We start from the raw sequence: 25,200 nt of genomic DNA on the forward strand, positions 1-25,200 counted from the left end.
TTTCCCCAGCCAACAACCGCCGCTCCGCCTCGCGACTCGGATAGCCCAGCGACAGACGCAGCGTAAAGCGGTCCAGTTGACTCTCCGGCAGCGGGAAGACTCCAGCGTGCTCCTGCGGATTCTGGGTGGCGATCACAAAAAAGGGCTTGGGCAGCGGAAAGCTCTGCCCATCCGCCGAAACCTGTCCTTCTGCCATGGCTTCCAGCAGGGCCGACTGACTGCGTGGCGAAGCCCGGTTGATTTCATCCATCAGTACTACGGCATGAAAAATCGGACCCCGATGAAAGGCGAAGCGTTGCTCGCGCGGATCGAAGAGACTGCTCCCCAAGATATCCCCCGGCAGCATGTCCGCCGTCATCTGCACCCGCGTAAAATCCAGACCCAGCAGACGCGCCAATCCCAGTGACAAAGTCGTCTTGCCCACCCCCGGAACATCTTCCACCAGCACATGCCCGCCGGCCAGAAAGCCGGATAGAATCAGGCGCAGCGCCCGTTCTTTATCGAGCAATACCTCACCGAGCGCGTCCAGCAGACTCGCCGGAGATACCGTCATTGTGCGGCCGCCACATCCAGGTGCCGCGCCGCCAGCGCCTCATCCAGCCGCCCCACCGGCAGATGGTGGGGCGCTTCACGCAAAAGTTCCGGTTGCGCCAGTGCCTCCTGACGAATCTGCGCCATGACCGCCACAAAACGGTCCAGGGTTGCCTTGCTTTCCGTCTCCGTCGGCTCAATCAGCAAACACTCGGGCACCAGTTGCGGGAAGTAGATGGTCGGCGCGTGAATCCCGAAATCCAGCAAACGCTTGGCCACATCCAGCGCCCGGATGCCCGTCGCTTTCTGCAAGTCACTGACCGTCAGGATGAACTCGTGGCTGGCTCGTCGCTCCGGAAAAGCCGCCTGATAACCCACCCGCTGCAATTCCTTGAGCAGGTAGTTGGCATTGAGCGCGGCATAAGCCGATACCCGACCTACCCCTACCCGACCCAGACGGCGTAGATAGGCATGGGCACGCAGCAGCACACCGACATTACCGCCATGGGCACTGAGCCGACCGATGCTCTGGGGTAAATCACCCTCGTCCAACCAGCGCAGAGCACCCTCTTCGGAGCGAGTCACCATGGGCAGGGGCAGAAAGGGTCGCAGGCGTTCCTGCACCGCCACCGCACCCGCACCTGGCCCGCCGCCGCCATGGGGTGTCGCAAAAGTCTTGTGCAGATTCAAGTGCATCACATCAAAGCCCATCTGGCCCGGCTGCACCCGTCCGAGAATGGCATTCAGGTTGGCGCCGTCATAATAGAGCAGCCCCCCCGCCCCATGAACGCGCGCGGCAATATCCGCTATCCGTCGCTCAAACACCCCCAATGTGGAGGGATTGGTCAGCATAATTCCTGCCACATCCGGCCCCAGATGCTGATCTAAAAAGGCCATGTCCAGATCACCGTCAACCAGATTGGGAATTTCCACCACCGCAAACCCCGCCATCTGGGCACTGGCCGGATTGGTGCCGTGCGCCGCCGCAGGAATCAGCATTTTCCGCCGTTCATGGTCTCCGCGCGCCGCATGATAGGCGCGGATCATGGCGACACCGGCCAACTCGCCCTGGGCGCCCGCCGCCGGGGTCAGACTCACCGCCGCCATGCCGGTTACCGCCGCCAGCCATTCCTGCAACTCCCAGAGCACCTGCAGAAGTCCCTGCATGGCTGGTGCCGGCGTGTCCGGATGCAGGCGCGCGAAGCCCGGCAGCGAGGCCATGGTATGGGCAATCCGCGGATTATATTTCATGGTGCAGGAGCCCAGTGGATAAAACTGGGTGTCGATGGAAAAATTCTTCTGCGACAGGCGGGTATAGTGACGCAGCACCTCCAGTTCCGCCGGGTTGGGCAGATTCAGGGGTGCCTTCCGCAGTAGCTCCGCCGGGATATCGGACGGCAACTCCACCGCCGGAAAATGGTGATCGTGATCGAAAATGGAATCGCTCATAAGGTCTCCAGCACAGAGGTCAGGGCATCGCGATACGCCAGCAGATCGGCCTCATCCAGCAGTTCCGTGGCGCACACCAGCAGATCGCCAGCCTCCCCCATCCCCCAGTCAGAGAGCGGGAGTCCCGCCAGCAGACCGTGGCCCAGCAGCGCATCCCGCACCGCCACGGCAGCATGTGGCAAACGCAGCACAAACTCGTGGAAGAAAGGTCCGCCGTAAGGCAGGCGCACCCCCGGCACGACCGTCAACAGTTCCCGCAGCCGTACGGCACGTTCATGACATAGCACCGCCGTCCGTTGCAAGCCATGCCCGCCCAGCGTTGCCATGTGGATGGTCGCTGCCGTCACCATCAGGCCCTGATTGGTGCAGATGTTGCTCGTCGCCTTACCGCGGCGAATATGCTGCTCCCGCGCCTGCAAGGTCAGACAAAAGCCCGCCCGGCCCTGTCCGTCCACGGTTTTGGCGACCAGCCGTCCCGGTAACTGCCGCACATGGGCCTTGCGGCAGGCGAGAAAACCAAAGTACGGCCCACCGCCGGTCAGGGGAATGCCCAGCGGCTGCCCTTCGCCCACCGCCATATCCGCGCCCTGTGTGCCCCAATCCCCCGGCGCCTTCAGCAAAGCCAAAGCCAGGGGATTGACCACGGCGATGGCCAACAGACCATGGCCATGGGCCCAGTCGGTCAGCACATCCACGGACTCCAGCAAACCCAGGGCGTTACTCTGAGGAATGATCAGCGCCGCCGCATCCCCCGCCTCCGCAGGTAATACCAGAGTGCCGGCAACGCGGTCATAAGGCACCGTCACCAAACGGATCTGTTGCAGGCCGAGAATGCTATCCAAAACCCGCCGCCAACCCGGCAGCAGATTCTCCGGTACCAGAATAGATTTATCATCGCCCTGACCGCCCTGAATACGCAACGCCATCAGGCAGGCCTCCGCCAGCCCCGAGGCCCCGTCGTAAAGCGAGGCATTGCTCACCTCCAATCCGGTCAGCCGCGTGATAAAGCTTTGGTATTCATAAACGACCTGCAGCGTACCCTGGCTGGCTTCCGGCTGATACGGCGTATAGGCGGAATAAAATTCGCCGCGTCCGGCGATCTCCCAGACGATGGCTGGGATGTGGTGGGCGTAAGCGCCCCCCCCCGCAAAGCAGCGCAACGGCGCGTTGCTCAGGGCTCGCCCCTCCAGTTCGCGGCGCAGAGCCATCTCCGACAGCCCTTCGGGCAAGGCCATATCCTGCACTTGCAAATTGGGCGGGATTTCATCAAATAGCTGGTCGAGGCTGTCAACGCCGACGGCGGCCAACATGGCCGCCGTCTCCAACCCATCGTGGGGAATATAGGGCATTTACTCAAGACTCCGTTAATTTAGCATAAGCTGCCGCATCCAAAAGTCCGGCCCAGGCTGCGGCGTCGGCCTCGACCACCATAATCCAGCCCTGACCATAGGGGTCTTCATTGAGCCACTGTGGGTTATCCCCCAGTCCGTCATGACGCTCCATCACCGTGCCATTGACGGGCGCATACAAATCCGCCGCCGCCTTGACCGACTCCAGCACGCCGCAGACTTCACCACCATGAATCGCCTTACCGATATCAGGCACTTCCACATACACCAGATCCCCCAGCAATTCCTGGGCATGATCGGTAATCCCCACCCGATAGCGTCCGCCCCCCAGGTCTTCGACCCACTCATGGGTATCGCTGTAACGCAACGTCTCCGGAATCTTGCTCATGCCGCATGCTCCTCAGGAAAAGAAAAAGTTGCCACGCCTTGCCGCCAGAAAGGCGGCTTTACCACCAGAGCCGGACGCCGCGCCCCGCGCACCACAACGGCGCATGTGGCCCCCGGCTCCAGCGCCGCATCCACGCGGGCCAGCGCGATGCCGCACTGCAGGCTGGGCGAGAAAATACCGCTGGTGACCACCCCACAAGGCTGCCCCGCCGCATCTTCCACCGCATAACCATGACGGGGAATCCCCTCACGCATCGCCAGGCCGATCAATTTGGCGCCACTCCCCGCGGCCAACTGTGCCTCCAGTGCGGTTCGCCCCAGGAAATCCCGCCCTGCGGCACGTAAATCCACCGTCCAGGCCAAATTACTCGCGTAAGGCGAAACCGCCGTCGTCATATCCTGGCCGTAAAGATCCAGTCCCGCTTCCAGACGCAGGCTATCCCGTGCCGCCAACCCGGCTGGACACACCCCGGCGGCCACCAGCCGATTCGCCAGGCCCGGCAACAAAGTATTCGCAGCGATCACTTCGACCCCATCTTCACCGGTATAACCTGTGCGCCCGACGAAGAAATCACCCTGCTCCAATGCGTGAAAAACCGGCAACTCCGCCAATGCGGACATGCCCAAGGCCGCCGCCGCCATGGCCCGCGCTGTGGGACCCTGTACCGCCAGAATTCCAAGATCCGGCCGCTTCTGCAGGGTCACCCGCCAGCGGTGGGCATCCACCATGGCCTGCAGGTGCGCCGTGTCCGCCTCCGCCCCCCCTGCATTCAGCACAATCCGATACCTACCATCTCCACGATGGGTGACGATCAGATCGTCAATAATCCCGCCATCGCCTTGCAGCATCGTGCTGTACAGCGCCTTGCCCGGCACCGCATCCAGCTTCGCCACATCGTTGGCCAAGGCATAGCGCAGCAACGTCCGCGCATCCGCTCCGCCCAGATCCAAAGGCCGCATGTGCGACACGTCAAAAAACCCCGCCGCCTGCCGCACCGCCTCATGCTCCGCCAATTGCGAACCGTAGTTCAGAGGCATTTCCCAACCAGCGAAGTTCACCATGCGCGCGCCATGCGCGACATGCCAGTCATAAAGCACCGTGCGCCGTGCTGAGATCGTGCTCATAAAACGACCGCCGCCACGCCCGACACCTCTGCAATGAGCGCTGCCCACTTTGTCTTATTCATACCGTCCCTCTTTGATGCTTGCGATTAGTCTCGGAAGTTGTTGAATTGTATTGGCAGACCAAAATCGTGCCCCCGCAGCGCGGCAATAGCGGCCTGCAGCTCATCCCGGCTCTTGCCGGACACCCGCAACTGGTCTCCCTGAATACTGCCCTGCGCCTTGAACTTACCGTCCTTCAAGAACTTGATCATGCGCTTGGACACTTCTGTCTCCAGCCCGACTTTCAGGCCCAACACCTGCCGCTCCATCCCACCCGCCGCAGACGCCACTTTACCCACATCCAGGGCCTTCAAATCCACCCCGCGCTTCACCATGCGCATCGAGAGCAAATCGATCATCTGTCCCAGCTTGTATTCATCCTCAGCGACCAGGATGATCTCCTTCTCCTTGCGCTCCATCGACGCCTTGCTGCCCTTAAAGTCATAGCGGGTGTTTATTTCCTTGACCGTTGTATGCAGGGCATTATCCACTTCCTGCATGTCCACTTCAGACACCACATCAAAACTTGGCATAGCAATCTCACTTCAACTGTGTGTGGGAATAATGGGTATAAGGCGCATGGGTGTGACCCTCGCGCCCCCCGGCACGGCAGCCTGGGCAATCAGTCACCCAGCGCGCGCCCGCAAGGGTGACCTCTTTTTTCCAGAAAGGCGCGCTGGTTTTCAGGAGATCGATCAAAAAACGGCAGGCATCAAAGGCCGCCGCCCGGTGCCGCGACCATACCGCCACCATCACAATGTTGTCCTGGGGCGCCAGATGCCCATAACGATGAACAATCAGACTATCGAGAATATCATAGCGCCGGGCTGCCTCGGCACTGATGCGCTCCAGCTCGCGCTCCGTCATCCCCGGATAATGCTCGATCTCCATGGCCAAAATATCCGCCGCCTCACTATAATCGCGCACCGTCCCGGTAAAAGTAACCGAGCCACCCGCTCCGGCAATGGCATCCACTGGATAAGCCGCCATCTCCGCCATGGGCTCGAAATCTTCCTGTTGAACTTTAATAATCAAAACTAACCACCTGTTACTGGTGGGAAAAATGCTACCTCATCGCCATCATGTACCACCCCAGAGAAAGGTACATGCTGCAAATTCACCGCTGCCAGCAGATGCGCGTCTTGCAGAAGCACACCGGTCTCATCTTCCGCCAGCGACAACACCTCCTCCACCGTTACGCCCCCCTCCGGCATCAGCAAGGATATTTCCCCCACTCCAACACGCTCGCGCACGCTGGCAAAAAACTTCACATAGATCATGAAAAAAACACCTCAGCAAGAAGCAAAATGATAAGCCTGCACGCGCCAGCCAGCAACCATATCCGAAATCTTTACAGCTATCGTCTTTCCGCCTATCTTTGCGCCATGGAAACCTTCTTCAGTCACTACCTGCTTTTCCTCGCCGACACCGTCACCATCGTGGTCGCCTTACTTATCGTTGCGGGCGGCATCACCGCTATCGCCATGAGCAGACGTAAAAACCCCACATCAGGTCAGGTGCAGGTCAGCGACCTGCGCAAACAACTGGAACAATCCAGCGAAAACGTCCAGCAATACCGGCTGGATAAAAAAGCCCTGAAAGTCCATCAAAAGGCCCTCAAAAAAGACCGCAAAGACAAGGCTAAAGATCCCGTTACCGAAAGCTGTACTTATCTGCTCGATTTTAAGGGCGACATCCGCGCCTCTGCCGTCAGCGCCCTGCGTGAAGAAATCTCCGCCATTATTCAGGCCAGCAAACCCGGCGATACCGTCCTGCTCCGCTTAGAAAGCGGCGGCGGCATGGTCAATACCTACGGCCTCGCAGCGGCCCAGATATTGCGCCTGCGCGCCGCCAAAATCCATGTCACGGCACTGGTCGACGCTGTCGCCGCGAGTGGCGGCTACATGATGGCCGTCACTGCCGACCGCATTGTCGCCAGTCCTTTTGCCCTCATCGGCTCCATCGGCGTGGTCGCACAGATTCCCAACTTCCACCGCTGGCTGCAAGACCGCAACATCGACTGGGAACAGTTCACCGCAGGCAAATTCAAACGCACGGTCACCCTGTTCGGCGAAAATACCGACAGCGGCCGAGCCAAGCTGCGCGAAGAACTGGAAGAAACCCATGCCCTGTTCCGCGAATTTGTACAGCAGTACCGTCCACACCTGGAGTTAGAGCAGGTGGCCACCGGCGAGGCCTGGCTGGGGAGCAAGGCTTTACAACTAGGACTGGTAGATCAGCTCGCCACCAGCGACGAAATTATCCTGGAAGCGGCACAAAAGGGCAAAGTGCTCACCCTCCATTACCAGCGCCAAAAGACATTCCCCCAACGTCTCGGCCTCGCCGCCCAGCAAAGCTGGGACAAACTCTGGCAAACACCACATTAACCGTTGCTCTTCCGTACCGATACCCGCTTCTGCCACGCCATTATCGCGTCGACAACTTCCTGGTCAAAGTCCATGATTTCATGCTCCTTGACCAGTTGTTTCGCCGCCTGCACCTGCGTATTAATCCGCCAGGTTCGTGAAATATTCTGGAAATAGGGGTCGGTATCCAGATAGCAATTTTCTTGAGCTAAGGCACGCTTCAATTTGAGTGGCTTACCTTCTTCAGCATGGCACAGTACGGTTTTTGAATTAATTTCTGTTACAGTATAGGCCCGTAGTGCCGTTATAGTCCCGCTGTAAGGCACATGCTCCACAACCCAAAACTCATCCCCCACTTCGGCATCGGCGAAATCCAGATATTTACCGTATGCATTTCCCGTTGCAATTAACATAATTATCCCTTCTACGTTGCGGATGCCCGCCACATGCTCAGCGCGAGCGACAGCCAGGAAAGAACCAGCGTTATCCCACCCACGGGCGCAAAAAAAGCCCAAGATACGTCGCCGGTCAGCGTCAACAGATAGAGTCCGCCACAGAACAGTAGCGTACCCAAGGTCATCAGTCCTCCTGCCGCATAAAGCAAGCGCCGTTTGCCATACTGGCGGATCAACACGCCGATGAACAACAGACCGAGCCCATGATAAATCTGAAAGCGATTCGCAATATCGTAAATATGCAAGTCCTCGGCACTCACCCGGCTGGCCACCAGATGATCACCTGCCGCGCTGAAAATCACCGCCAGGGCCATCACCAATGCGCCCAGTGCTACAAAACGCCCGCCCAACCGCGTCGCCGCATTCCCTGTCAATTCCGCCATAGTATTCCCCTTGCCAGCACTCTGCGTTTATATCCCATGTGCGGGACCAGGTTCAAATACGGGTATATCCCATCCACACCGTTCATAAGCCTGTGCTATGCTTGGCAACGCAATTTCAGGAGGCATCATGGCAACACATAAGATTTGCATTCTCGGCGGCAGCGGTTTTGTCGGGCGTCATCTGGCTGAGCGTTTAAGTCAGGGCGGGCACTCGGTACGCATCCTGACGCGCAATCGCGAACGCAACCGCGAAAACCTGCTGGTGCTCCCCGGCGTGGAAGTGATTGAGGCGGATGTCCATGACCCCATCGCCTTAGAAAAACAACTCGAAGGATGCGACGTGGTCATCAACCTTGTTGGTATCCTCAATGAAAACAAGCCTGGCCGCGAAGATTATCCGCCCGGGCGACATGGTGATTTCGAGAAAAATCACATAGAGCTACCACGCTTGGTGGCGAACACCTGCGGACATCTGGGCATTCCGCGTCTGCTCCACATGAGCGCTTTGGGGGCCAGTCCCATTGGTCCCAGTGCCTACCTGCGCTCCAAGGGGATCGGTGAGGAGATCATCCGCCAATCTGGTGAGAACAGCGCGGAAATGGGTCACTTTAATTACCTGACTGGCCCAAAACTGCTCTGGGGTCGCGGCCTGAAGGTGACCTCCTTCCGCCCTTCGGTGATTTTTGGGGAAGGAGACCGCTTTTTTAACCGCTTCGCGCGGTTGCTGCGCGGCATCCCTTTTTTCATTCCCATGGCCGGCACAGACGCCAAAATGCAGCCGGTCTGGGTAGAGGATGTGGTCAGTGCCTACGTGCAGTCCATTGATGATGAAAAAACCTATGGCAAGGCCTATGACTTGTGCGGTCCCAAGGTGTACACCCTCGGCGAACTGATGGCTTACGCCCAGAGCCTGATCGGCACCCATCGCGCCATCGTGCCCCTCGGTAACCTTGTCGGCAACCTGCAGGCCGGTATCATGGAGAAGCTGCCGGGCAAAGTGCTCACGCGCGATAATTTGCTTTCCCTGTCCGTAGACAATATTTGCACCCGGAAGGATCTGGCTGACGTATTTCATATTCAGGCCACCGCCATTGAGAGCGTGGTACCCGGCTACCTGAGGAAAAAAGGGGGCCGTGCGGAGCGTCTGGCCGAAATCCGCAACCGGCGCCCCTAAACACCAAGCCAGTTAATGGGTGGGTGAGCCGGTATCTCCCCGCCCAAAGGTGTTCAGAAGTTCTGCAGCGACGTCTCCGGGCACTTCACCGAGGACAGCCGTCATTCCGGCCAGGGCACGGGTGTCTCCTTGACCTGCTGCCAGACTGAACAGTTCGTAGGCATAGTGCAGATCCCTGCGCAGCCCTGTCCCCTGATAAAACATCAATCCCAAATTAAACTGGGCGGGCGCATCGCCCTGATCTGCTGCTGCCCCGTACCACTTGGCGGCTTCCAGATAGTCCTGTTGAACTTCAATGCCTTCGGCATATTTCACGCCCATATTGAATTGTGCCACTGGGTCACCCGCTTGTGCCCGTTCCTGCAAGTCGCGCAAGCTGCGGATACCCGCCAGAGCCATCAGATCCAAGGATTCGCCGCCCTTAGTCATCACTTACCCTCGATAAGTTACACATCCGTCAATTTCCACTCGTCACTTTGCAAGCCCCAAGCGGCCAAGCGTGCCCGATCGGCAGTGGACCAGACCGCACGATGCAATGCGAGCATGGAATTACGATCACTGAGCAGTATGTTGCGTTCGCGGTTGTTGAGTTCCTGCGGCCCCTGCTCCAATGCTTTGTGGCAGAGATTCGCCGCGCGCGGCCAGGCCCCCGTGCGGTTTCGCTGCAGGGCGGTATGGATGGCGTTGAAGCGGGGATCCACCACAACCTGTATGAAGGGATCTCCTTCAATGTGGGGCAGGTAGGCCACGCTATCCGCGCTGAGTGCCTGCAACTCTGGTGGGACACGTACCTCTTCGGGGATAACGAAGAGACGATGACGCCGCGCCCAGCGTCCCAGTGCTGGCCGACTCGTCCAAGCTGCAATGGGCACCGCTGCCGTCAACCCCCCAAGTATGGGTACCAGCCAGACAAAATGCCAGAGGCCCAGAAAAGGGTACAAAAGCGCTGCCAAGCTCAGGCCCAGCGCAGAATACCAGCCAAAATACCGAAAGGCATCGACCCAGGAGGTTTCCTGATCACCGCGCACCTGCCCGCCCCAATGCACACCTCGCCCCATCAATGTCTGTATCACAAACTGGCTATGAAAGGCCATGCGGATAGGTGCCATGAGGATCGAAAAAAGACTCTCGAAAAACATGCTGGCCAGCAGATTGAATAAGCCACCGAAATGTTCTTTTTGACCGCGCTGATACATGACCCAGAGCACCGCCATAAATTTGGGTGATAGCAGCAAGATAATCGTTACTCCAAACAGCCAGAAGGGCATGGGATCGGCCAGCCAACTCCAGTCAAAGAGCGTTGTGCTACCGTTATTGGCTGTATTGGCCCAGTGCAGCGAGCCCAGTGCTCCAAGGATTAAAAATATTCCCCACAATGGCGCCGCCAAAAATGACATGGCACCGTTGATAAAGAGAAAACGATGCGCCGGGCGCAGCCCCTCCCCCGCTAGCAGGCGCAGATGTTGAAGATTGCCTTGCGCCCAGCGACGGTCCCGTTTGAGATCATCGATCAGTGTCGGTGGTACTTCTTCATAGCTCCCCGACAGGCTAGGCACAAACCATACCTCCCAACCACTTTTGGCCATGAGCGCCGCTTCAACAAAATCATGGCTCAGTAGCGGGCCGCCTAGGGGCGCGCGCCCCGGCAACACGGGCAAGGCACAATATTGGGTGAAGGGTACGGTACGCAGAATGGCGTTGTGGCCGATATAATGGCCGTCACCCAGTTGCCAGAAGCGCAGACCAGCACTAAAGATCGGTCCGTACAAATGCTGTGCAAATTGTTGCAGGCGGGCATAGAGAGTTTCGCGGTTAACGGCCAGCGGCTGGGTCTGGATGATGCCGACCTGCGGATTGCCCTCCATCATCTCCAACATCCGGTAGAGCGTCTCGCCGTTCATCACACTGTCGGCGTCGAGCACAACCATATATTCATAATTCTTACCCCAGCGACGACAAAAATCCGCCACATTGCCACTCTTGGCCTTGTTGTTGATGGGCCGCCGCCGGTAATGAATACGGCCAAAAGCATCTAAAGACTGGCAGAGTGCTGACCACACCAGTTCTTCGCGCAGCCAGATCGCGGGATCACGAGTGTCACTCAGCAAAAAAAACTCGAAGTGCGCGAGCGCTCCGGCATGTTGCAGAGATTTATAAGTCGCCTGGAGCCCCGCCGCGACCCGCTCTACCTCTTCGTTATAGATGGGCATGACTATAGCTACGCGGCTTTGCGGACGCGGCTCCGCAAGACGCAACTCGGGGTTACCCGGTACGGTATCTGTTCGTCCGCGCATGAGCAGAATAAATCCCACCACTGCGGTCCAAAAGCCCGCAGATATCCAGGCGAACAATAATACGAAAATCAGCAGTGTTGGGATTTCCAGCCACAGAGGCAGACGGTCTGCCAGCACCTGAACGAGCATCAGGCCTGCGCCGCACGCGGGCAGAATGATGAAGGTGCTGAGCCAGTAGCGCCGGTACCGGCCGATGGCTTCCCATGGCCGGGCGCTGCTACGGCCCATATTCAGGCTTCTCCGGGCAAGACGCGCCGAATCGCACTGATCGCACCGCGGTCCCGCAGTACAGACTGGACAAGACGCAACAAGGCCGCACCCCAGGAGCGATTCAAAGTCCGCGCGTTCATGCTGGACCGCACAATAGCCGGAGCCATTTGGCGCTGCAACCAGCGACAGGATTTACCGTCATGGGTTCCGCCCACGGGCAGGTTGAGAGACAAATCCAGACGCGCATCCACTTCGTCGCCATCCGTCAGAGTCGCCAAGGCCATGTGCAGACTCGCAAAGGCTTGCGCATAAAGTGCTTCGCCTTCCATGTCCGTGCCACGCAACTGCACCACCACTTCCCCGCGAAGCCACAGCCGCTGGGCCTCGCTTAAGGATAGGCGAGCCATATACTGCTCCACACGGGCCAGCACCAGGGCATTGTTTGCGACGACCGTGGCTTCCTCTGTCCAACCCACCAGTAGCTCACCCGCGGGATTGACGCCGTAGCTTGATTCATCTTTAAACATTACGCCTACTCCTTTGCCGCATGTAAGAGATATGTCCAGGTATCACTCATCACCTGGTTGTCCAAGGTTAAAAAACACCGCACGTTGCTGGGCGAATCCGGTTGCGGCTGAATAACCGCAAGCACCCGCCAGACATGCTCTTCTTTATTCCATTCCAACCGTTGGCTGAGTACTTTGGCATTGTCTGCAGCATTGAGGTGGATCTGCATGGGTGCAGTCCCCGGCAGATTCGTGAGGGCGCCGCCCGCGAAATCAATTACCACCGTCCGCGCACCAGGCACTTTCATGTCATTGCCCAAATAAGTGCCCACAGGATGAGCCAGCGGTATCAGACCGTGGTTATCGAGGAAAAAGCGTACAGTATACGCAAAGTGCAGGGGCGTTTTGGGCGCAGGCTCATGCGCTGGCACCCAAAACGCAACAACATTATCCATATCGCGGTTGTTGGTGGGGAGTTCTACCAGACGCACCTGCCCCTTGCCCCAGTCGCCATCGGGCTGGACCCAGACACTGGGGCGCCGTTGGTAGTTGGTCGCAATCCCTTCATACGCGGAGAACTGGCGATCCTCCTGAATCAGACCGAAGCCCTCAGGGTGATCCATGTCGTAAGTGGTGGTCTGGGTGTACAAAGGGTTGTCTATGGGCCGGGTGATCCATTCGCCGTTGCCGTTGGCCATGACCAAGTCACTGGAATCATGCTGTGCCGGGTGCCAGTCACCGGCGGTGATACCACGTCCATGTCCATGCCAGTACATGCTGGTCAGTGGCGCAAGCTCGAGCACCTGTACCGGCTTGCGCAGGTAAATGGTGGCATCGACATGTACCGTGCTGCTATCACCCTGCTGGATGGTGAAGCGATAGGCACCCGTCGCCACCGGACTGTCCATAAGCGCGTAGACCACCATCCGGGTAGCGCCCGCCTTGGGCCGCACCAGCCAGAATTGTTTGAAGTAGGGGAAGATTTCACCGGAAGGTTGGGCCGTGTCGATCCCGAGGCCACGTGTCGACGTCCCGTAGATGGCATTTTTCCCCACGGCGCGGAAATAAGTCGCACCGAGGAAGGAGATGAACTCGTTATAACGAGGCGGTGTATTCAACGGCGCGAGCAGCCGGAAACCTGCGTAACCGAGTTCGCCGGGCATATCTTTGGGTACGTGTAGATCACCGAAACTGAAATGTTTAAGCGTAAAGCGGATCGGCTGCACCACACCATCCACGACGCTGCGGATGACCACTGGACGCTGAAACCAGGAGCCTGGCAGATAAAACTGTGCCTGAAAGGGCAAATGGTCGCCACGCCAGAGTGGCATAACATCCTGAATCTGCGCATATTGTTCAGGGCTTAGGTCTTTCAGGAAGGCAGGGATGGGTAACGGCTTCGCATCATAAGCGCTGTTCACCAACGTTTTGGCCCTGGCCTCCACGTTGGTCATGTTAAAATCAGCAGCATACGTAGTCGGTGTCATAGCCCATCCGGCGAACCCCAGCAGGGCGGCGGCAAGCAGCTTTAGTAACGGACGATTAAGATGATAAACACGCATGGCAGCAATAAAGCAAAATGTGTGCCAAAATATAACTATTTAATTTTGTAATCATTGTCATTACTCTAAAGCTGTAATTGTCGCTTGCACCCGACGCTTTTAGAAGGGATTTGGCCATGAATCAACCACGCCGGCGGGCCTGTTCTTGCAGACAGATTTCAGGCAAGCTTTATAGCTCACTGAAAACATTATATTATCAAAAAACGTTAACAGATTGTTCCCATAAACAATGCGCTTCAGTCATTGAGAATGGCGAGGGGTGGGCGTCGCTGTCAAACAACAACACAATTTATTTATCCGCTGCTTGATCTGCAGGGGGCCTGTCAGTCTGGCAAGCAGCAACTCGCCATGAACATGGCAAATGACTTTACGAATATTTCTTATTTTATTGAAAAAGATGGAATCATGAAAACAAAAAATTATGACATCACGATTATTGGTAGTGGCCCAGGCGGCTATCGCGCGGCGGTGCTGGCCACTCTGCGTGGTAAAAAAACCGCGATCATCGAGAATCAGACCTGGGGTGGCACCTGCCTGAATCGCGGCTGCGTGCCCAAAAAGGACTGGCATGAGACGGCAAAGTGGATCGAGCAAAGTCGTCATTTCGAAAAACGGGGCGTTGTGGGTATGGCGCTCACGGGAGATATGACGCAAGCCTGGCAGCACCAGCATAAAGTGGTCGAGACGGTGCGCGCCAGCTATGTCGATTATCTGAAGCGTCTTGGCGTGCATCTTTATAATGGCACCGGGTGCTTCCTCGATCCGCGGCACATTCAAATCCAGAGCGCTGCGGGCCTGGCGGAAATCCATACGGAAACCAGCGTCATTGCCACCGGATCGGTGCCATCCCTACCCCAGGGAATCACCACGGTACCCGGTAAGGCGCTGACGAGCGATATGCTTTATGACGACGGCGTCCCCAGTGGGGATCGGGTAATTATGGTGGGCGGCGGGGTCATCGGCACCGAGTTCGCGTATATTTTCACCCAACTCGGCAAACAGGTGGAATGGCTGACGCACGCCCCTCCCCTCGCCCATACCCGGTATTCACCGCAGGCCAAGGATACGCTCAAAGCGGCGCTGGCGGCGTTGAATATCCATCCACAGGCAGGATTCAGGATCGCCCGCATTGAAACGACGACCGCTGGAGTGACGGTCTTCGATGACCTGGGGAAGTCGGTTCAGGGCGATTGGCTGCTGCTCGCTACCGGGCGCCATGCTTTTACGGAGGGACTGGGGCTGGAAAACACCAATGTCACCCTGGATGATCGTGGATTTGTACGGACTAATACCATGCTGGAGACAGAGGAGCCCGGCATCTATGCCATTGGCGATGCGGTCGGCCCGATCATGAATGCCAATCAGGCCCTCAGCGATGCCCAGATAGTCATCCATAATCTGCTCAGCGCCGAAAAACAGGAACGCGATCCGCTCTGGGTACCGGAACTGGTTTATTCGGCAGTGGAACTGGCGCGTATCGGTATGGATGATGATGCGGCCGAAGACCTGGGCTTTGAACCAGCGGTGGGTTTTGCCGCTTTTGAAACCTCACCGCGGGCATTGGGGCAGGATGATAGTGTGGGCTTCGTCCGTTTGTTGGCGGACATGGATAGCGGCGAGTTGCTCGGCGGTGAAATTGTCGGCCGCGATGCTGGCGAACTGATCCACCTGCTCGCCGGTAATGGCAACCGCGATGAGGCCTTGCGCAAGATCGTCGAAACGCGCGTCAACCACCCCTCGCGCGCGGAAGAACTCGTGAATGCCGCCGAAACGCTGGCGGCACGATGGGGTCTGGAAGAGCGGATTTTTGGAGCAACAGATTAACGACTGACCCGGACTGCAAGGCTACCAGGGGGTGCCAACCATCCCCCACACCCCCATCAGAATCACCACCAACGATAAGAGCAGGTTGACGCCAGAAACCAGGCGGACTTGACTCAAGGCGCGTGCACCCGCCTTCCAGTCCTGATCGCGGACGGCACGCCGTAGCCGTTTGAGCGGTGCAAAGTAGACATGCAGCGACAGCATCACCATGATCGTACCCAATAACATCATCATTGAGATCGGCGCACTGAGGGTGGCAAAGCCCCCGTAGAACAGCGCTACCATGGTGTAACCACTGCTGAGCAATACTGCACCGGATATCCAGACCCACAGAAAAAATCGGCGCAGGATGGCGTGCAGCAAAGGAATTCGGGTGCTGGCCTGAGCGATTTCTGCCTGCAGAACGGGTGCCAGCACGACCGTGGCGAAAAAAAGACCGCCAATCCAGATCACTACGGCGACAATATGTACGAATTGTTCAATCCATAACACATTCACTGGCATGGTATCGTCTCCTGGGAATCGGCAATTGTATGAAGAAAGGTACGTAAATCCAGCAGTTCGTCCTCACAAAGGGTGTGGTCCATGGGATAGCGGTGAGCGCTTATCTTATAACCCAATACTTCCATCATCTGCTGGGCAATCTCCATATAAGAAATGGGCAAGACGGTGTCCTGTTGCCCGTGCGCCAAAAATATCAGCGGCGACTTGGCCGTAGCTGTCGACAGCTGGGCGCGCAACGGCAGGTAGGCACTCAGGGCAAGCACCGCCTTGGTCACATAACCGGTATGCAATGCGGTATAGAGCGACATGGCACCGCCCTGCGAGAATCCACCGAGAATGATAGATGATCTCTTACCCGCCTCATGATCCAGTAGGACGCTGAGCCGCCTGGCCATGTCCTGTAATCCTTCCGCATCTTCCGCGGAATGACTGTCTGAACCATAAATGTCATACCAGGCCCGCATCGGTCTGCCGCCGTTGATGCGGACCGGACGCACAGGCGCATTGGGAAATGCCCAGCGGTAGCGGCCTTCCGGGTCTACAAGATCCGCCACCCCGGCGAGGTCTTCCATAGAGGCACCGAGGCCGTGCAACAGCACAACGCAAGGAGCATCCGCATCGCGACCGGGGCGCGTCAGCAGACCCTCCGGCCAAACATCATGGCTCAACGACATGTTCGGTATGACTCCTCAATGCATCCAACTTACGATATAAAGTGCGTTCGCTTACGCCCAGACGTTGCGCCAGACTGCGGCGATCCCCGCCGTAACTTCCCCGCGCCCAGCGTAGATATTGCTCTTCCAGTTCCGCCAGAGGAATGATTTCTGCAACGCCTGGTACGGAGGACTGTCTGGCAGACACTGCGTTTGCCGTGCCGGGTTTCTTCTGCCCTGGCAGATGCTGAAGGTTTGCGGGCAGATGCTCGGGGAGAATCCAGACATCATCAGCCAACAGTGCGGCACGCTCAAGGATGTTGCGCAATTCACGAATATTACCGGGGTAATCATAGTGTTGCAGCATATCCAGCGTGTCCGCATGAAGCTGGAGGCCCTTGGCCACGGGCAATCGCTGCAGAATGGCTTCCGCCAGCGGGGGAATATCCTCCAGGCGCTCACGCAGCGCGGGCAACACGATAGGAAAGGTATTCAAACGATAATATAGATCCTGCCGGAACCGCTCCTCCTCGACCATTCTTTCCAGCGGGCGATGTGTAGCCGAGATCAGGCGGAACTGCGAACGAATCGGCTCCACGCCCCCCACTCGCCGGAAATAACCTGTTTCCAGCAGGCGCAGGAGTTTTACCTGCAAGTTGAGGGGAATATCGCCGATTTCATCCAGAAAAAGGGTGCCACCATTAGCCGCTTCTACCAAGCCAATTTTGCGCGAGTGTGCGCCGGTAAATGCTCCTTTCTCATGGCCGAAGAGCTCACTCTCGAAGAGGGTTTCGGGCAATCCAGAGCAATCCACCGCCACAAAGGGCCCGTTGCGAACCCGGCTACCCTGATGTATGGCGGCGGCGGCCAGTTCTTTGCCCGTACCGGACTCTCCCAGCAGCAATACGACGGCCTCACTGGGGGCCGCTCGTCGGATAAGCGCGGTAACGTCCTGCCAGGCGGGGGAGTTGCCGACCATAGCTGGAGCGGATTGCACAACCGACTGCGGTATAAGAATCAGAAGTTCGAGAAAATAAACGACTTCGGCGTTATCGTTGCGAATGGGGTACAGATCAATCTGGGCGTTTCCGGAGGTACCGCTATGCACCACATGCTGATCGGTACCAGAACGCTGACACGTATCGAGGGGGCACTGGTTGCCCCCCTGACGACATGTGTAGCCTGCTTCCGCCATGATCTCGTAACAGCGCCGCCCCTGTAAAGGCTTACCATCACCGAAAACCCGTCGGTAGGCCTGATTGGCGGCAAGGACCGTGTAATCCGAGCAAAGCAATACCGCCGGAGCGCTAAAACAGTTTAACAGCGACGTCATTTCCGGTCGTAACTGCTTGAGTAAATCCGTCATGGCCCTCCCCATCGTAACTCACACACCAGATCGCGCTACCCGCACGACGAGTACTCTCCCCCGGTAGGCATGCCAACTATAACAGCTTCCGCCGATTCTCGTATGCCATATCTGACAGTCATATTTGTTAACGTAGATAGATGTTTTTCCCCAGCCGTTTGAAGTCCTCAGCCTTTTCCTGCAGTCCTTCTAAGCGCGCGGTCTCAATGTCTTCGCCTTTAGACTGGGCGTATTCCTGCAAATCCTGAGAGATTTTCATGGAACAGAAATGAGGTCCGCACATAGAGCAGAAGTGCGCCGCTTTGGCACCTTCCTGCGGCAAGGTCTCGTCGTGATATTCCCGCGCCTTTTCCGGATCCAGTCCGAGATGAAACTGGTCCTCCCAGCGGAATTCAAAACGCGCCTTGGAAAGCGCATTATCCCGTACCTGCGCACCGGGATGCCCCTTGGCCAGGTCGGCGGCATGGGCGGCTATCTTGTAAGTGATGGCTCCTTCCCGCACATCATTTTTGTCCGGCAGGCCGAGATGCTCCTTGGGCGTGACATAACAGAGCATGGCGGTGCCGTACCAGCCGATCTGCGCGGCGCCAATGGCGCTGGTAATGTGGTCGTAGCCGGGGGCGATGTCCGTGGTCAGCGGTCCCAGGGTGTAGAACGGGGCCTCTAAACAGTGCTGTAGCTCCTCCTCCATATTGGCCTTGATGAGTTGCATGGGGACATGACCGGGGCCTTCGATCATGACCTGCACATCGTGCTTCCAGGCGATCCGGGTGAGTTCACCCAGGGTATGCAGCTCGGCAAACTGCGCCTCGTCATTGGCATCGGCCAGGGAGCCGGGGCGCAACCCATCCCCGAGGGAGAAGCTCACGTCATAGGCCTTCATAATCTCGCAGATTTCTTCAAAATGGGTATAGAGGAAACTTTCCTGATGGTGGGCGAGACACCATTTGGCCATGATGGAACCACCGCGCGAGACGATGCCGGTAAGACGATTCGCCGTCAGCGGGACGTAACGCAGCAGGACGCCGGCATGAATGGTAAAATAATCGACACCCTGCTCCGCCTGCTCAATCAGTGTATCCCGGAACAAGTCCCAGGTGAGGTCTTCGGCCTTCCCATCGACCTTTTCCAAGGCTTGGTAAATCGGCACGGTACCGATGGGTACGGGGCTGTTGCGGATAATCCATTCGCGGGTTTCGTGAATGTGTCTGCCAGTGGATAAATCCATGACCGTGTCGGCGCCCCAACGGATCGACCAGACCATTTTTTCCACTTCTTCGGCGATGGACGAGCTGACTGCGGAGTTGCCGATATTGGCGTTGATCTTCACCAGGAAATTACGACCGATAATCATCGGCTCCAGTTCCGGGTGATTGATATTGGCAGGAATGATGGCTCGGCCTCGGGCGATCTCATCGCGCACAAATTCCGGGGTAATGGTGTCGGGGATCTGCGCGCCGAAGGACTCGCCGCGATGAGCGCGGAACAACGCCGGATGACTGGCGCGCAGACGATCCAGACCCTGGTTTTCGCGGATGGCGACGAACTCCATCTCGGGAGTGATGATACCGCGCCGCGCATAGTGCATCTGGGAGACGTTGCCGCCGTTGGCCGCCCGGCGAATTTCGCGGCGATGATGAAACCGCAGATCGGCCGTGCGAACATCCGCCAAACGGGCGCGACCATAGGCGGAACTGGGCTCGGGGCGGCTTTCGATGGCGGTATCCGTCGACGACCATTGCCAACGCAGGGCGGGCAAACCCGCATGAATATCGATGACCGCATCCGGGTCCGTGTAGGGACCGCTGCAATCGTAAACCGGGATGGCAGGATTGACTTCGAGGCTGCCGTCCCGCTTCCGGGAGTCGCTCTGCCGAATCTCCCGCAAGGGGATGCGCAATTCCGGGAAACGCTCGCCACTGAGGTAACGCTTGTGTGAGCCGGGAATCGGGCCGCAGGTTACCGCTGCGTCCTGCATAGTGTTCACCATATCCGTGGGACGGGTAGCCATCAGTCATTCCTCCTAAAAATTTATGCGAATACTGCGGAACAAAATCAGGATACGGGAGGAAGATGCGGACAGGCGTGATGCGGTCGCGCTTCCCTACGCCGGCATGACCCGGATCAGGTTCCAAGGGTACCTCTCAGCCCACGACGTGGACGCCCCTAGCGTTTATAACGATTCATTGAGCAAGGTACGGGAAGCTGAGTGAATCTGTCAAGTTATCAAAAACATCGTGCTCCGACACCCGCTGCCCGGCGTGATACGACTTCCCTGCATCTTCCAGCAAAATGCGAGGCTCCAGCCGGGGCCGCTTTTCCTTGCCAATCCAGGTGAGTTCGAGTTTTTGTTTGCTCATGGCGTGTGATGACCTGTGGCCTCAAGCCAAGCTTGTGACCTAAGTCGTTCTTCCGCGATGGCAAGCTGACGCGGCGTGAACTGCCGTTTGCGTGCATTCCATTCGTAGACCTGACGTTCCACGCTGTCGCGCTGGGTCGCACCCTCGCGGCGCATCACCCAATGCACGGTGGCCAAGAGTTCCAGGCCATAGGGCGACTCGAAGCCTTCCACCAGTTTGGTCACGTGCTCGAAGCGGACGCGGCTGATTTCGTGCTGATCAAGGAAATCCCTGGCTTCATCGACCGCGCCGGGCACGAGGGTGAGCGGTTTGTCGGGCGCGTCGCCGCCGTCGGCGTAACCTGCAATCAAATGGCCTTCGACTGCGCGCAGCACATGGCGCAGGTTCTCGGCATAAGGCCCGTAGGGCGCCTTGACGTACCGGAGCCGCAGCGGCTCACCGGCTTCCTGCATGAAGTACATCAGCTTGTGGACTTCCAGTAGGGTGATGAACGGGTCGAGCAGGCCGCCCAGATAGCGTTGCATCAGCTCCACCAGGGCGGCGCGCCCCTCCGTCATTTTGGGCACCTCGCGTACATGTACCATCTTGTCGTTGGTTGGTGCACCATTGGGTTCGAACACCAGTACCCGCACGTCGGCAAGCGTTGTCAGCATATGCTCGATACGAGGGCGCACCTCGTTCCAGTCCAACCCGCCCAAGCCTGCGCCCAGCGGCGGAATGGCGATGGAGCGAATGCCCTTGTCGCGCACAACCTTGACCAGATCGGCAAGGCCAGCGTCGATGTCCTCGATGCGGCTTTTGCCTCGCCAGTGGCGCTTGGTCGGGAAGTTGATGATGAAGCGCGGCGACGTGAGCTGCCCCGTCTCGTAGACGAACATGCGGCCCGGCTGCACGGTCTCGCGCTTGCAGGCGACGGCGTAGGCCTTGAAGTTATCGGGATACATGTTCTTGAACTGCAGGGCGATGCCGCGCCCCATCACGCCGACGCAGTTGACGGTGTTGACCAGCGCGTCTGCTTCGCTCTTAAGGATGTCGCCGCAAGTGAGTTCGATCATGGCTGTGCTCCTCTCGTTTCAGTAATACCAGTCCGCGCGGACTTCGACCGAGGGCCGATGTCCGTTCGCGGGAAGGGCGTTGACTACCTGCCGGTAGACGACAGGCGATTGAACACCGATGCGTTCGATCAGGTGCCAGGGAAAGCGATGCTCCAGCAGAAACTCCGCTTGTTTGCCCTCCTTGCATTGCCGCCAATCGCGCGCCTGAACGGCGTTCCAGTCGATCTCGTCGAGACGTGCGAGATCGTTTCGATCTTCGAAGAAATAGGAGCCTGCGTTCGACAGAGTGAAAGCCCAGCGCACGAGCTGCGCGTTGGCCCACGCGACAACTGCGTGCAGGTCGGCTTCGAAATGCAGGATCGGTCCTTGTCCTTGGCTGTAGTTCAGTTCCGAATGGTTGCCCTGGTAGATCAGGTAAAGCATGACGGAACGCGGACAAAAATAGAACGGCACACAGTCGCCGACACGCAGGTCTGGGTAGCTGCTGAGATGCAATTCGCTCAACCGCCGTAGCTTGATGCTGCTCATGCCAATGGTCGTGCCCGTAGGCGCGCGCCGCACGACCTCCGCATCGCACCACAGGAAGCCGTCAGCACTGATGGAGGGCAGACGATCCATATGAGCGATATGATAGATCTTAATGTTGGAGGGCGTCACTTCAACTCCCATTCGATGGTGAACAGCGTGTATTCCTCAACCTGCTGCTGTTGCCCTTCAAGCTGTGTGATCAGGTCGTTGTGCTGGGCTTTGACTTCGTCCTGGCGGGCGAACAAGTCGCGGCGCAGCTTGCCGCGCCTGGCTTCCAGCTCACGCTGTTTCTTCTGCCATGACAGCTTCCCCTCCAGCGTCGGTGAGGTTGCCGCCAGACGGCGCACATCCTTGATCTCGACGTCGATGCTCTTGATCTCTTGCTCAAGGCCCAGTTTCTTGAGCAGTTCCTGTTCGAAGTAGCCAAAGTTGCGCTGATTGATGGTTTGCAGCAAGGCGCATTGGCGTGCATGCGCATCTTCATTCAGTACCCTGTTATCTGCATCGACATGCATAGTATTGGCTTTGGTAGGGTGTCAAAAGGGTCAATTGAGCGGGCTTGTCATGTTATGGGTATCTGTAGAGGATACTAAATCCTGTGTTAAAAGCTATCCATACGCCACCCTGCTGATCGAATAGTAAGGACGCGCCAAGCTAATCAATGCTATCATCGCGCCCGTTATCAGCCCCAGCTACCGATTATCCGGAGTCGATCTTGCTCAGCACCGCCAACCTCACCATGCAGTTCGGGGCCAAGGCCCTCTTTGAAAACGTCTCCGTCGAGTTCGGCAATGGCAACCGCTATGGCCTCATCGGGGCCAATGGCAGCGGCAAGACGACGCTGATGAAGATTCTCGGTGGCGATCTGGAGCCCAGCTCCGGACACGTCAGCCTGAGCAGCGGCGAGCGTCTCGGCAAGCTGCGGCAGGATCAGTTTGCCTTTGAAGAATGCACCGTGCTGAACACGGTCATTATGGGCCATGCCGAACTCTGGCGGGTCAAGCAGGAACGCGATCGCCTCTATGCCCTGCCGGAGATGACCGACGAAGAAGGGATGGAGGTGGCGCATTTAGAGGGTGAGTTCGCGGAGTTGGGCGGCTATGCGGCCGAGTCCCGCGCCGGTGAATTGTTGAGTGGCGTGGGTATTCCGCTGGAGCAGCACGGCGGGTTGATGGCGGCGGTATCGCCGGGCTGGAAACTGCGGGTGCTGCTGGCGCAGGCGCTTTTTGCCGACCCGGACATTCTGCTGCTGGATGAACCGACCAACAACCTCGATATTCATACCATTCAATGGTTGGAAGATCTTATCAACAACCTCAACAGTACCATCATCATCATTTCCCATGATCGTCATTTTCTGAATAGCGTCTGTACCCACATGGCTGACCTGGATTATGGCGAGTTACGCATTTATCCCGGCAATTATGATGAATATATGCAGGCTTCAACCCTGGTGCGGGATCAGTTGCTCGCCGATAATGACAAGAAAAAGGAGAAGATGGCCGAGTTGCAGGGCTTTGTGAGCCGCTTCTCCGCCAATGCCTCCAAGGCCAAGCAGGCGACTTCCCGCGCCCGTCAGTTAGAGAAAATCCAGCTCGAAGAGGTGAAGCCTTCCAGTCGGCAAAATCCCTATCTGGTCTTTAATCAGGAACGCAAACTCTATCGCAATGCCCTGGATGGGAAGGACCTGAGCAAATCCTTTGGCGATCTGCGCCTGTTTCATAAAATGCGCCTACATGTGGAAGCGGGCGAGCGGCTTGCCATTATCGGCTCCAATGGCTTGGGGAAAACCACCTTGCTGCGCTGTCTGGTAGGTGAATTAACGCCGGATGCCGGTGAAATAAAATGGGCGGAAAACGCGCGGATCGGCTACTTCGCCCAGGATTATGCCCCGGAATTTGCGGAGGATATGACGCTTTTCGACTGGATGCGCCAGTGGCGTGGTGAGCGCGATGATGACCAGGTGATCCGCGGCGTGCTGGGCCGCCTGCTCTTCGGGCAGGATCAGGTCAACCGTTCGGTCAAGGTGCTCTCCGGCGGCGAAAAGGGCCGGATGCTCTTCGGCAAGCTCACCCTGCAGAAACCGAACGTGCTGATTCTCGATGAGCCGACCAACCATCTGGATATGGAATCCATCGAGTCTCTCAACTCGGCCCTGGAAAAATACGACGGAACCTTGCTTTTTGTCAGTCATGACCGGGAATTTGTGTCGTCACTGGCCACCCGCATTATCGAATTCACCCCGCGGGGCATCCAGGACTTCAAGGGCACCTATGAGGACTATCTGCGCAGTCAGGGCACGGGCTGAAGATGGGCTGAATTATTTTTTCCGGTAAAAGGGTTTCCACATCCCGATAAAGAGTAAAACAACACCGACCAAAAAAATTTCGCCGATCCATTTCCAGTGGACAACATTCAACACGTTCGCCAGATGCAACAGGCTCTGCGCCTCGGCATCGACGCCATGGTGGACCGCCAGCTCCGCCACGGCGTTGGTTTTGAACACCACGCCCAAATAGCGCAACACCATGAGCAGCAGGTCCGCAATAAGCAGCCCGGTGCCGATATACACCCACCAGATGCGCGAAAAAGCGATGCGCCGCATCCGCCGCTCAGGCCCGCCAGCCATTCATGATCTGTAAGGCCTTCCGCAGCATGGCCTCGGCTTGCTCCGGGCTATCGGCCTCCGTATAGCAGCGCAGTTCCGGCGCGTTGCCGGAAGGCCGCAGATGAATGACACCACCCTGCGCGAGGGTCACCCGGATGCCGTCCGTCAGATCCATGTGCTGCGCGTCACCCGCGATTTCTCCGAAGGCAGCGTTGAAAGCCGCGAGATTGGCCACCTTGTCCTTGCCGCGAAAAGCATCCAGATAGCGCTGACTCAGCGCCGTGGGAAAGTCCTGCAAACGGTCACTGGCGGTAAAACGGGGCGGCAGATCGGCCAGCAAGGCTGCCAGGGGGGTGCGCCGCTCCTTCGCCGCCGTCAGCACCGTCAACATGGGCAGAATCGCGTCGCGGGTGGGAAGCGGCGCCAGAGTGCGGCCATCACGAGTGAGCGGGCTGCCCAGCAGAAAACCGCT

At 57.8% G+C, this 25,200-nt stretch carries 27 protein-coding genes, 1 pseudogene and 1 riboswitch; of the genes and pseudogenes, 4 read left to right on the forward strand and 24 right to left on the reverse strand.

The features are described from left to right. The 8 genes from HF921_RS04345 to HF921_RS04380 form a co-directional block, all read right to left on the reverse strand. On the reverse strand, nt 1–553 hold a 553-nt coding region (locus HF921_RS04345; RefSeq protein WP_215880046.1), incomplete at its 3' end, for an AAA family ATPase. Next, nucleotides 550–1,980 (reverse strand): aminomethyl-transferring glycine dehydrogenase subunit GcvPB, encoded by a 1,431-nt coding sequence (gene gcvPB, locus HF921_RS04350; protein ID WP_215861794.1) that lies wholly within the window; start codon nt 1,978–1,980, stop codon nt 550–552. The genes HF921_RS04345 and gcvPB, both read right to left, overlap by 4 nt. Then, complete coding sequence (gcvPA, locus tag HF921_RS04355) at nt 1,977–3,329, reverse strand: aminomethyl-transferring glycine dehydrogenase subunit GcvPA (RefSeq protein ID WP_215891897.1); 1,353 nt, start codon at nt 3,327–3,329, stop codon at nt 1,977–1,979. The genes gcvPB and gcvPA overlap by 4 nt, the downstream gene beginning before the upstream one ends. Nucleotides 3,330–3,333: 4 nt before the next feature. Then, nucleotides 3,334–3,717, reverse strand: coding sequence for a glycine cleavage system protein GcvH (gene gcvH, locus HF921_RS04360; protein ID WP_064220250.1), 384 nt, complete (start codon nt 3,715–3,717; stop codon nt 3,334–3,336). After that, a complete protein-coding gene (gene gcvT, locus HF921_RS04365) occupies nt 3,714–4,841 on the reverse strand; it encodes a glycine cleavage system aminomethyltransferase GcvT (RefSeq protein ID WP_215891896.1) in 1,128 nt (375 codons plus the stop codon). The genes gcvH and gcvT overlap by 4 nt, the downstream gene beginning before the upstream one ends. Nucleotides 4,842–4,927: 86 nt before the next feature. Then, on the reverse strand, nt 4,928–5,413 hold the full coding sequence (locus HF921_RS04370; protein ID WP_064220252.1) for a YajQ family cyclic di-GMP-binding protein: 486 nt from the start codon (nt 5,411–5,413) through the stop codon (nt 4,928–4,930). A 7-nt stretch (nt 5,414–5,420) separates the two neighbouring features. Continuing rightward, on the reverse strand, nt 5,421–5,915 hold the full coding sequence (locus HF921_RS04375; RefSeq protein ID WP_215891895.1) for a molybdenum cofactor biosynthesis protein MoaE: 495 nt from the start codon (nt 5,913–5,915) through the stop codon (nt 5,421–5,423). Between the two features lie 2 nt (nt 5,916–5,917). Continuing rightward, on the reverse strand, nt 5,918–6,160 hold the full coding sequence (locus HF921_RS04380; RefSeq protein ID WP_064220254.1) for a MoaD/ThiS family protein: 243 nt from the start codon (nt 6,158–6,160) through the stop codon (nt 5,918–5,920). 27 nt (nt 6,161–6,187) lie between these two features. On the opposite strand from HF921_RS04380, the gene sohB reads away from it, so the two are divergent. Beyond that, the gene (sohB, locus tag HF921_RS04385) at nt 6,188–7,267 is read left to right on the forward strand and encodes a protease SohB (RefSeq protein ID WP_226834329.1); all 1,080 of its coding nucleotides are present in this window, start codon (nt 6,188–6,190) and stop codon (nt 7,265–7,267) included. Here sohB and HF921_RS04390 read toward each other — a convergent pair. Next, the gene (locus HF921_RS04390) at nt 7,264–7,692 is read right to left on the reverse strand and encodes a hypothetical protein (protein WP_229066058.1); all 429 of its coding nucleotides are present in this window, start codon (nt 7,690–7,692) and stop codon (nt 7,264–7,266) included. The genes sohB and HF921_RS04390 overlap by 4 nt on opposite strands. Beyond that, nucleotides 7,671–8,084 carry a DUF423 domain-containing protein gene (locus HF921_RS04395; RefSeq protein ID WP_064220256.1) on the reverse strand — a complete coding sequence of 138 codons (414 nt, stop codon included), beginning with the start codon at nt 8,082–8,084 and terminating at the stop codon, nt 7,671–7,673. Before HF921_RS04395 ends, HF921_RS04390 begins: the two co-directional genes overlap by 22 nt. 127 nt (nt 8,085–8,211) lie before the next feature. Here HF921_RS04395 and HF921_RS04400 point away from each other — a divergent pair, with 127 nt between their 5' ends. Then, nucleotides 8,212–9,258 carry a complex I NDUFA9 subunit family protein gene (locus tag HF921_RS04400; protein ID WP_064220257.1) on the forward strand — a complete coding sequence of 349 codons (1,047 nt, stop codon included), beginning with the start codon at nt 8,212–8,214 and terminating at the stop codon, nt 9,256–9,258. Between the two features lie 12 nt (nt 9,259–9,270). Here the strand turns inward: HF921_RS04400 and HF921_RS04405 are convergent, their stop codons facing one another. Genes HF921_RS04405 through HF921_RS04420 form a run of 4 tightly spaced genes read right to left on the reverse strand, consistent with a single transcriptional unit; the run spans nt 9,271 to nt 13,830 of the window. Next, complete coding sequence (locus HF921_RS04405) at nt 9,271–9,687, reverse strand: tetratricopeptide repeat protein (protein WP_064220258.1); 417 nt, start codon at nt 9,685–9,687, stop codon at nt 9,271–9,273. Between the two features lie 17 nt (nt 9,688–9,704). Then, complete coding sequence (gene mdoH, locus HF921_RS04410; RefSeq protein ID WP_064220259.1) at nt 9,705–11,780, reverse strand: glucans biosynthesis glucosyltransferase MdoH; 2,076 nt, start codon at nt 11,778–11,780, stop codon at nt 9,705–9,707. 2 nt (nt 11,781–11,782) lie between these two features. After that, nucleotides 11,783–12,289, reverse strand: a complete 507-nt coding sequence (locus HF921_RS04415) for a hypothetical protein (protein ID WP_064220260.1) — start codon at nt 12,287–12,289, stop codon at nt 11,783–11,785. Nucleotides 12,290–12,294: 5 nt separating this feature from the next. Continuing rightward, nucleotides 12,295–13,830 (reverse strand): glucan biosynthesis protein, encoded by a 1,536-nt coding sequence (locus HF921_RS04420; protein ID WP_064220261.1) that lies wholly within the window; start codon nt 13,828–13,830, stop codon nt 12,295–12,297. A gap of 405 nt (nt 13,831–14,235) precedes the next feature. On the opposite strand from HF921_RS04420, the gene HF921_RS04425 reads away from it, so the two are divergent. After that, nucleotides 14,236–15,654, forward strand: coding sequence for a dihydrolipoyl dehydrogenase family protein (locus HF921_RS04425; protein ID WP_064220271.1), 1,419 nt, complete (start codon nt 14,236–14,238; stop codon nt 15,652–15,654). A gap of 21 nt (nt 15,655–15,675) precedes the next feature. Here HF921_RS04425 and HF921_RS04430 read toward each other — a convergent pair whose 3' ends face one another. From HF921_RS04430 to HF921_RS04465, 8 genes are all read right to left on the reverse strand, one after another. Then, nucleotides 15,676–16,158: a CopD family protein gene (locus HF921_RS04430; RefSeq protein ID WP_081258250.1), complete on the reverse strand. Its 483-nt coding sequence runs from the start codon at nt 16,156–16,158 to the stop codon at nt 15,676–15,678. Beyond that, a complete protein-coding gene (locus HF921_RS04435; RefSeq protein ID WP_064220262.1) occupies nt 16,149–16,832 on the reverse strand; it encodes an alpha/beta hydrolase in 684 nt (227 codons plus the stop codon). Before HF921_RS04435 ends, HF921_RS04430 begins: the two co-directional genes overlap by 10 nt. Further along, a complete protein-coding gene (locus HF921_RS04440) occupies nt 16,816–18,177 on the reverse strand; it encodes a sigma-54 interaction domain-containing protein (RefSeq protein ID WP_064220263.1) in 1,362 nt (453 codons plus the stop codon). Before HF921_RS04440 ends, HF921_RS04435 begins: the two co-directional genes overlap by 17 nt. A gap of 127 nt (nt 18,178–18,304) precedes the next feature. After that, nucleotides 18,305–20,188, reverse strand: a complete 1,884-nt coding sequence (thiC, locus tag HF921_RS04445; RefSeq protein WP_064220264.1) for a phosphomethylpyrimidine synthase ThiC — start codon at nt 20,186–20,188, stop codon at nt 18,305–18,307. 73 nt (nt 20,189–20,261) lie between these two features. Further along, a riboswitch (TPP riboswitch) is annotated at nt 20,262–20,355 on the reverse strand. A 5-nt stretch (nt 20,356–20,360) separates the two neighbouring features. After that, nucleotides 20,361–20,537 (reverse strand): hypothetical protein, encoded by a 177-nt coding sequence (locus HF921_RS04450; RefSeq protein ID WP_155735392.1) that lies wholly within the window; start codon nt 20,535–20,537, stop codon nt 20,361–20,363. Further along, nucleotides 20,534–21,592: a type II toxin-antitoxin system antitoxin DNA ADP-ribosyl glycohydrolase DarG gene (darG, locus tag HF921_RS04455; RefSeq protein WP_064220265.1), complete on the reverse strand. Its 1,059-nt coding sequence runs from the start codon at nt 21,590–21,592 to the stop codon at nt 20,534–20,536. The genes HF921_RS04450 and darG overlap by 4 nt, the downstream gene beginning before the upstream one ends. Before the next feature lie 18 nt (nt 21,593–21,610). After that, complete coding sequence (darT, locus tag HF921_RS04460; RefSeq protein WP_196762998.1) at nt 21,611–22,249, reverse strand: type II toxin-antitoxin system toxin DNA ADP-ribosyl transferase DarT; 639 nt, start codon at nt 22,247–22,249, stop codon at nt 21,611–21,613. Beyond that, on the reverse strand, nt 22,246–22,635 hold the full coding sequence (locus HF921_RS04465) for a hypothetical protein (RefSeq protein ID WP_064220267.1): 390 nt from the start codon (nt 22,633–22,635) through the stop codon (nt 22,246–22,248). Before HF921_RS04465 ends, darT begins: the two co-directional genes overlap by 4 nt. Nucleotides 22,636–22,835: 200 nt before the next feature. Here HF921_RS04465 and HF921_RS04470 point away from each other — a divergent pair, with 200 nt between their 5' ends. Then, nucleotides 22,836–24,428, forward strand: coding sequence for an ABC-F family ATPase (locus HF921_RS04470; RefSeq protein ID WP_064220268.1), 1,593 nt, complete (start codon nt 22,836–22,838; stop codon nt 24,426–24,428). 12 nt (nt 24,429–24,440) lie between these two features. Here the strand turns inward: HF921_RS04470 and HF921_RS04475 are convergent, their stop codons facing one another. Both HF921_RS04475 and HF921_RS04480 read right to left on the reverse strand, forming a co-directional pair. Further along, the gene (locus tag HF921_RS04475; RefSeq protein WP_064220269.1) at nt 24,441–24,749 is read right to left on the reverse strand and encodes a hypothetical protein; all 309 of its coding nucleotides are present in this window, start codon (nt 24,747–24,749) and stop codon (nt 24,441–24,443) included. Continuing rightward, nucleotides 24,733–25,200, reverse strand: a pseudogene (locus HF921_RS04480) (phosphomannomutase); the annotation flags it as partial. The pseudogene HF921_RS04480 and the gene HF921_RS04475, both read right to left, overlap by 17 nt.

The organism is Acidithiobacillus ferriphilus, from assembly GCF_018854775.1.
GTDB classification, from domain to species: Bacteria; Pseudomonadota; Gammaproteobacteria; order Acidithiobacillales; family Acidithiobacillaceae; genus Acidithiobacillus; species Acidithiobacillus ferriphilus.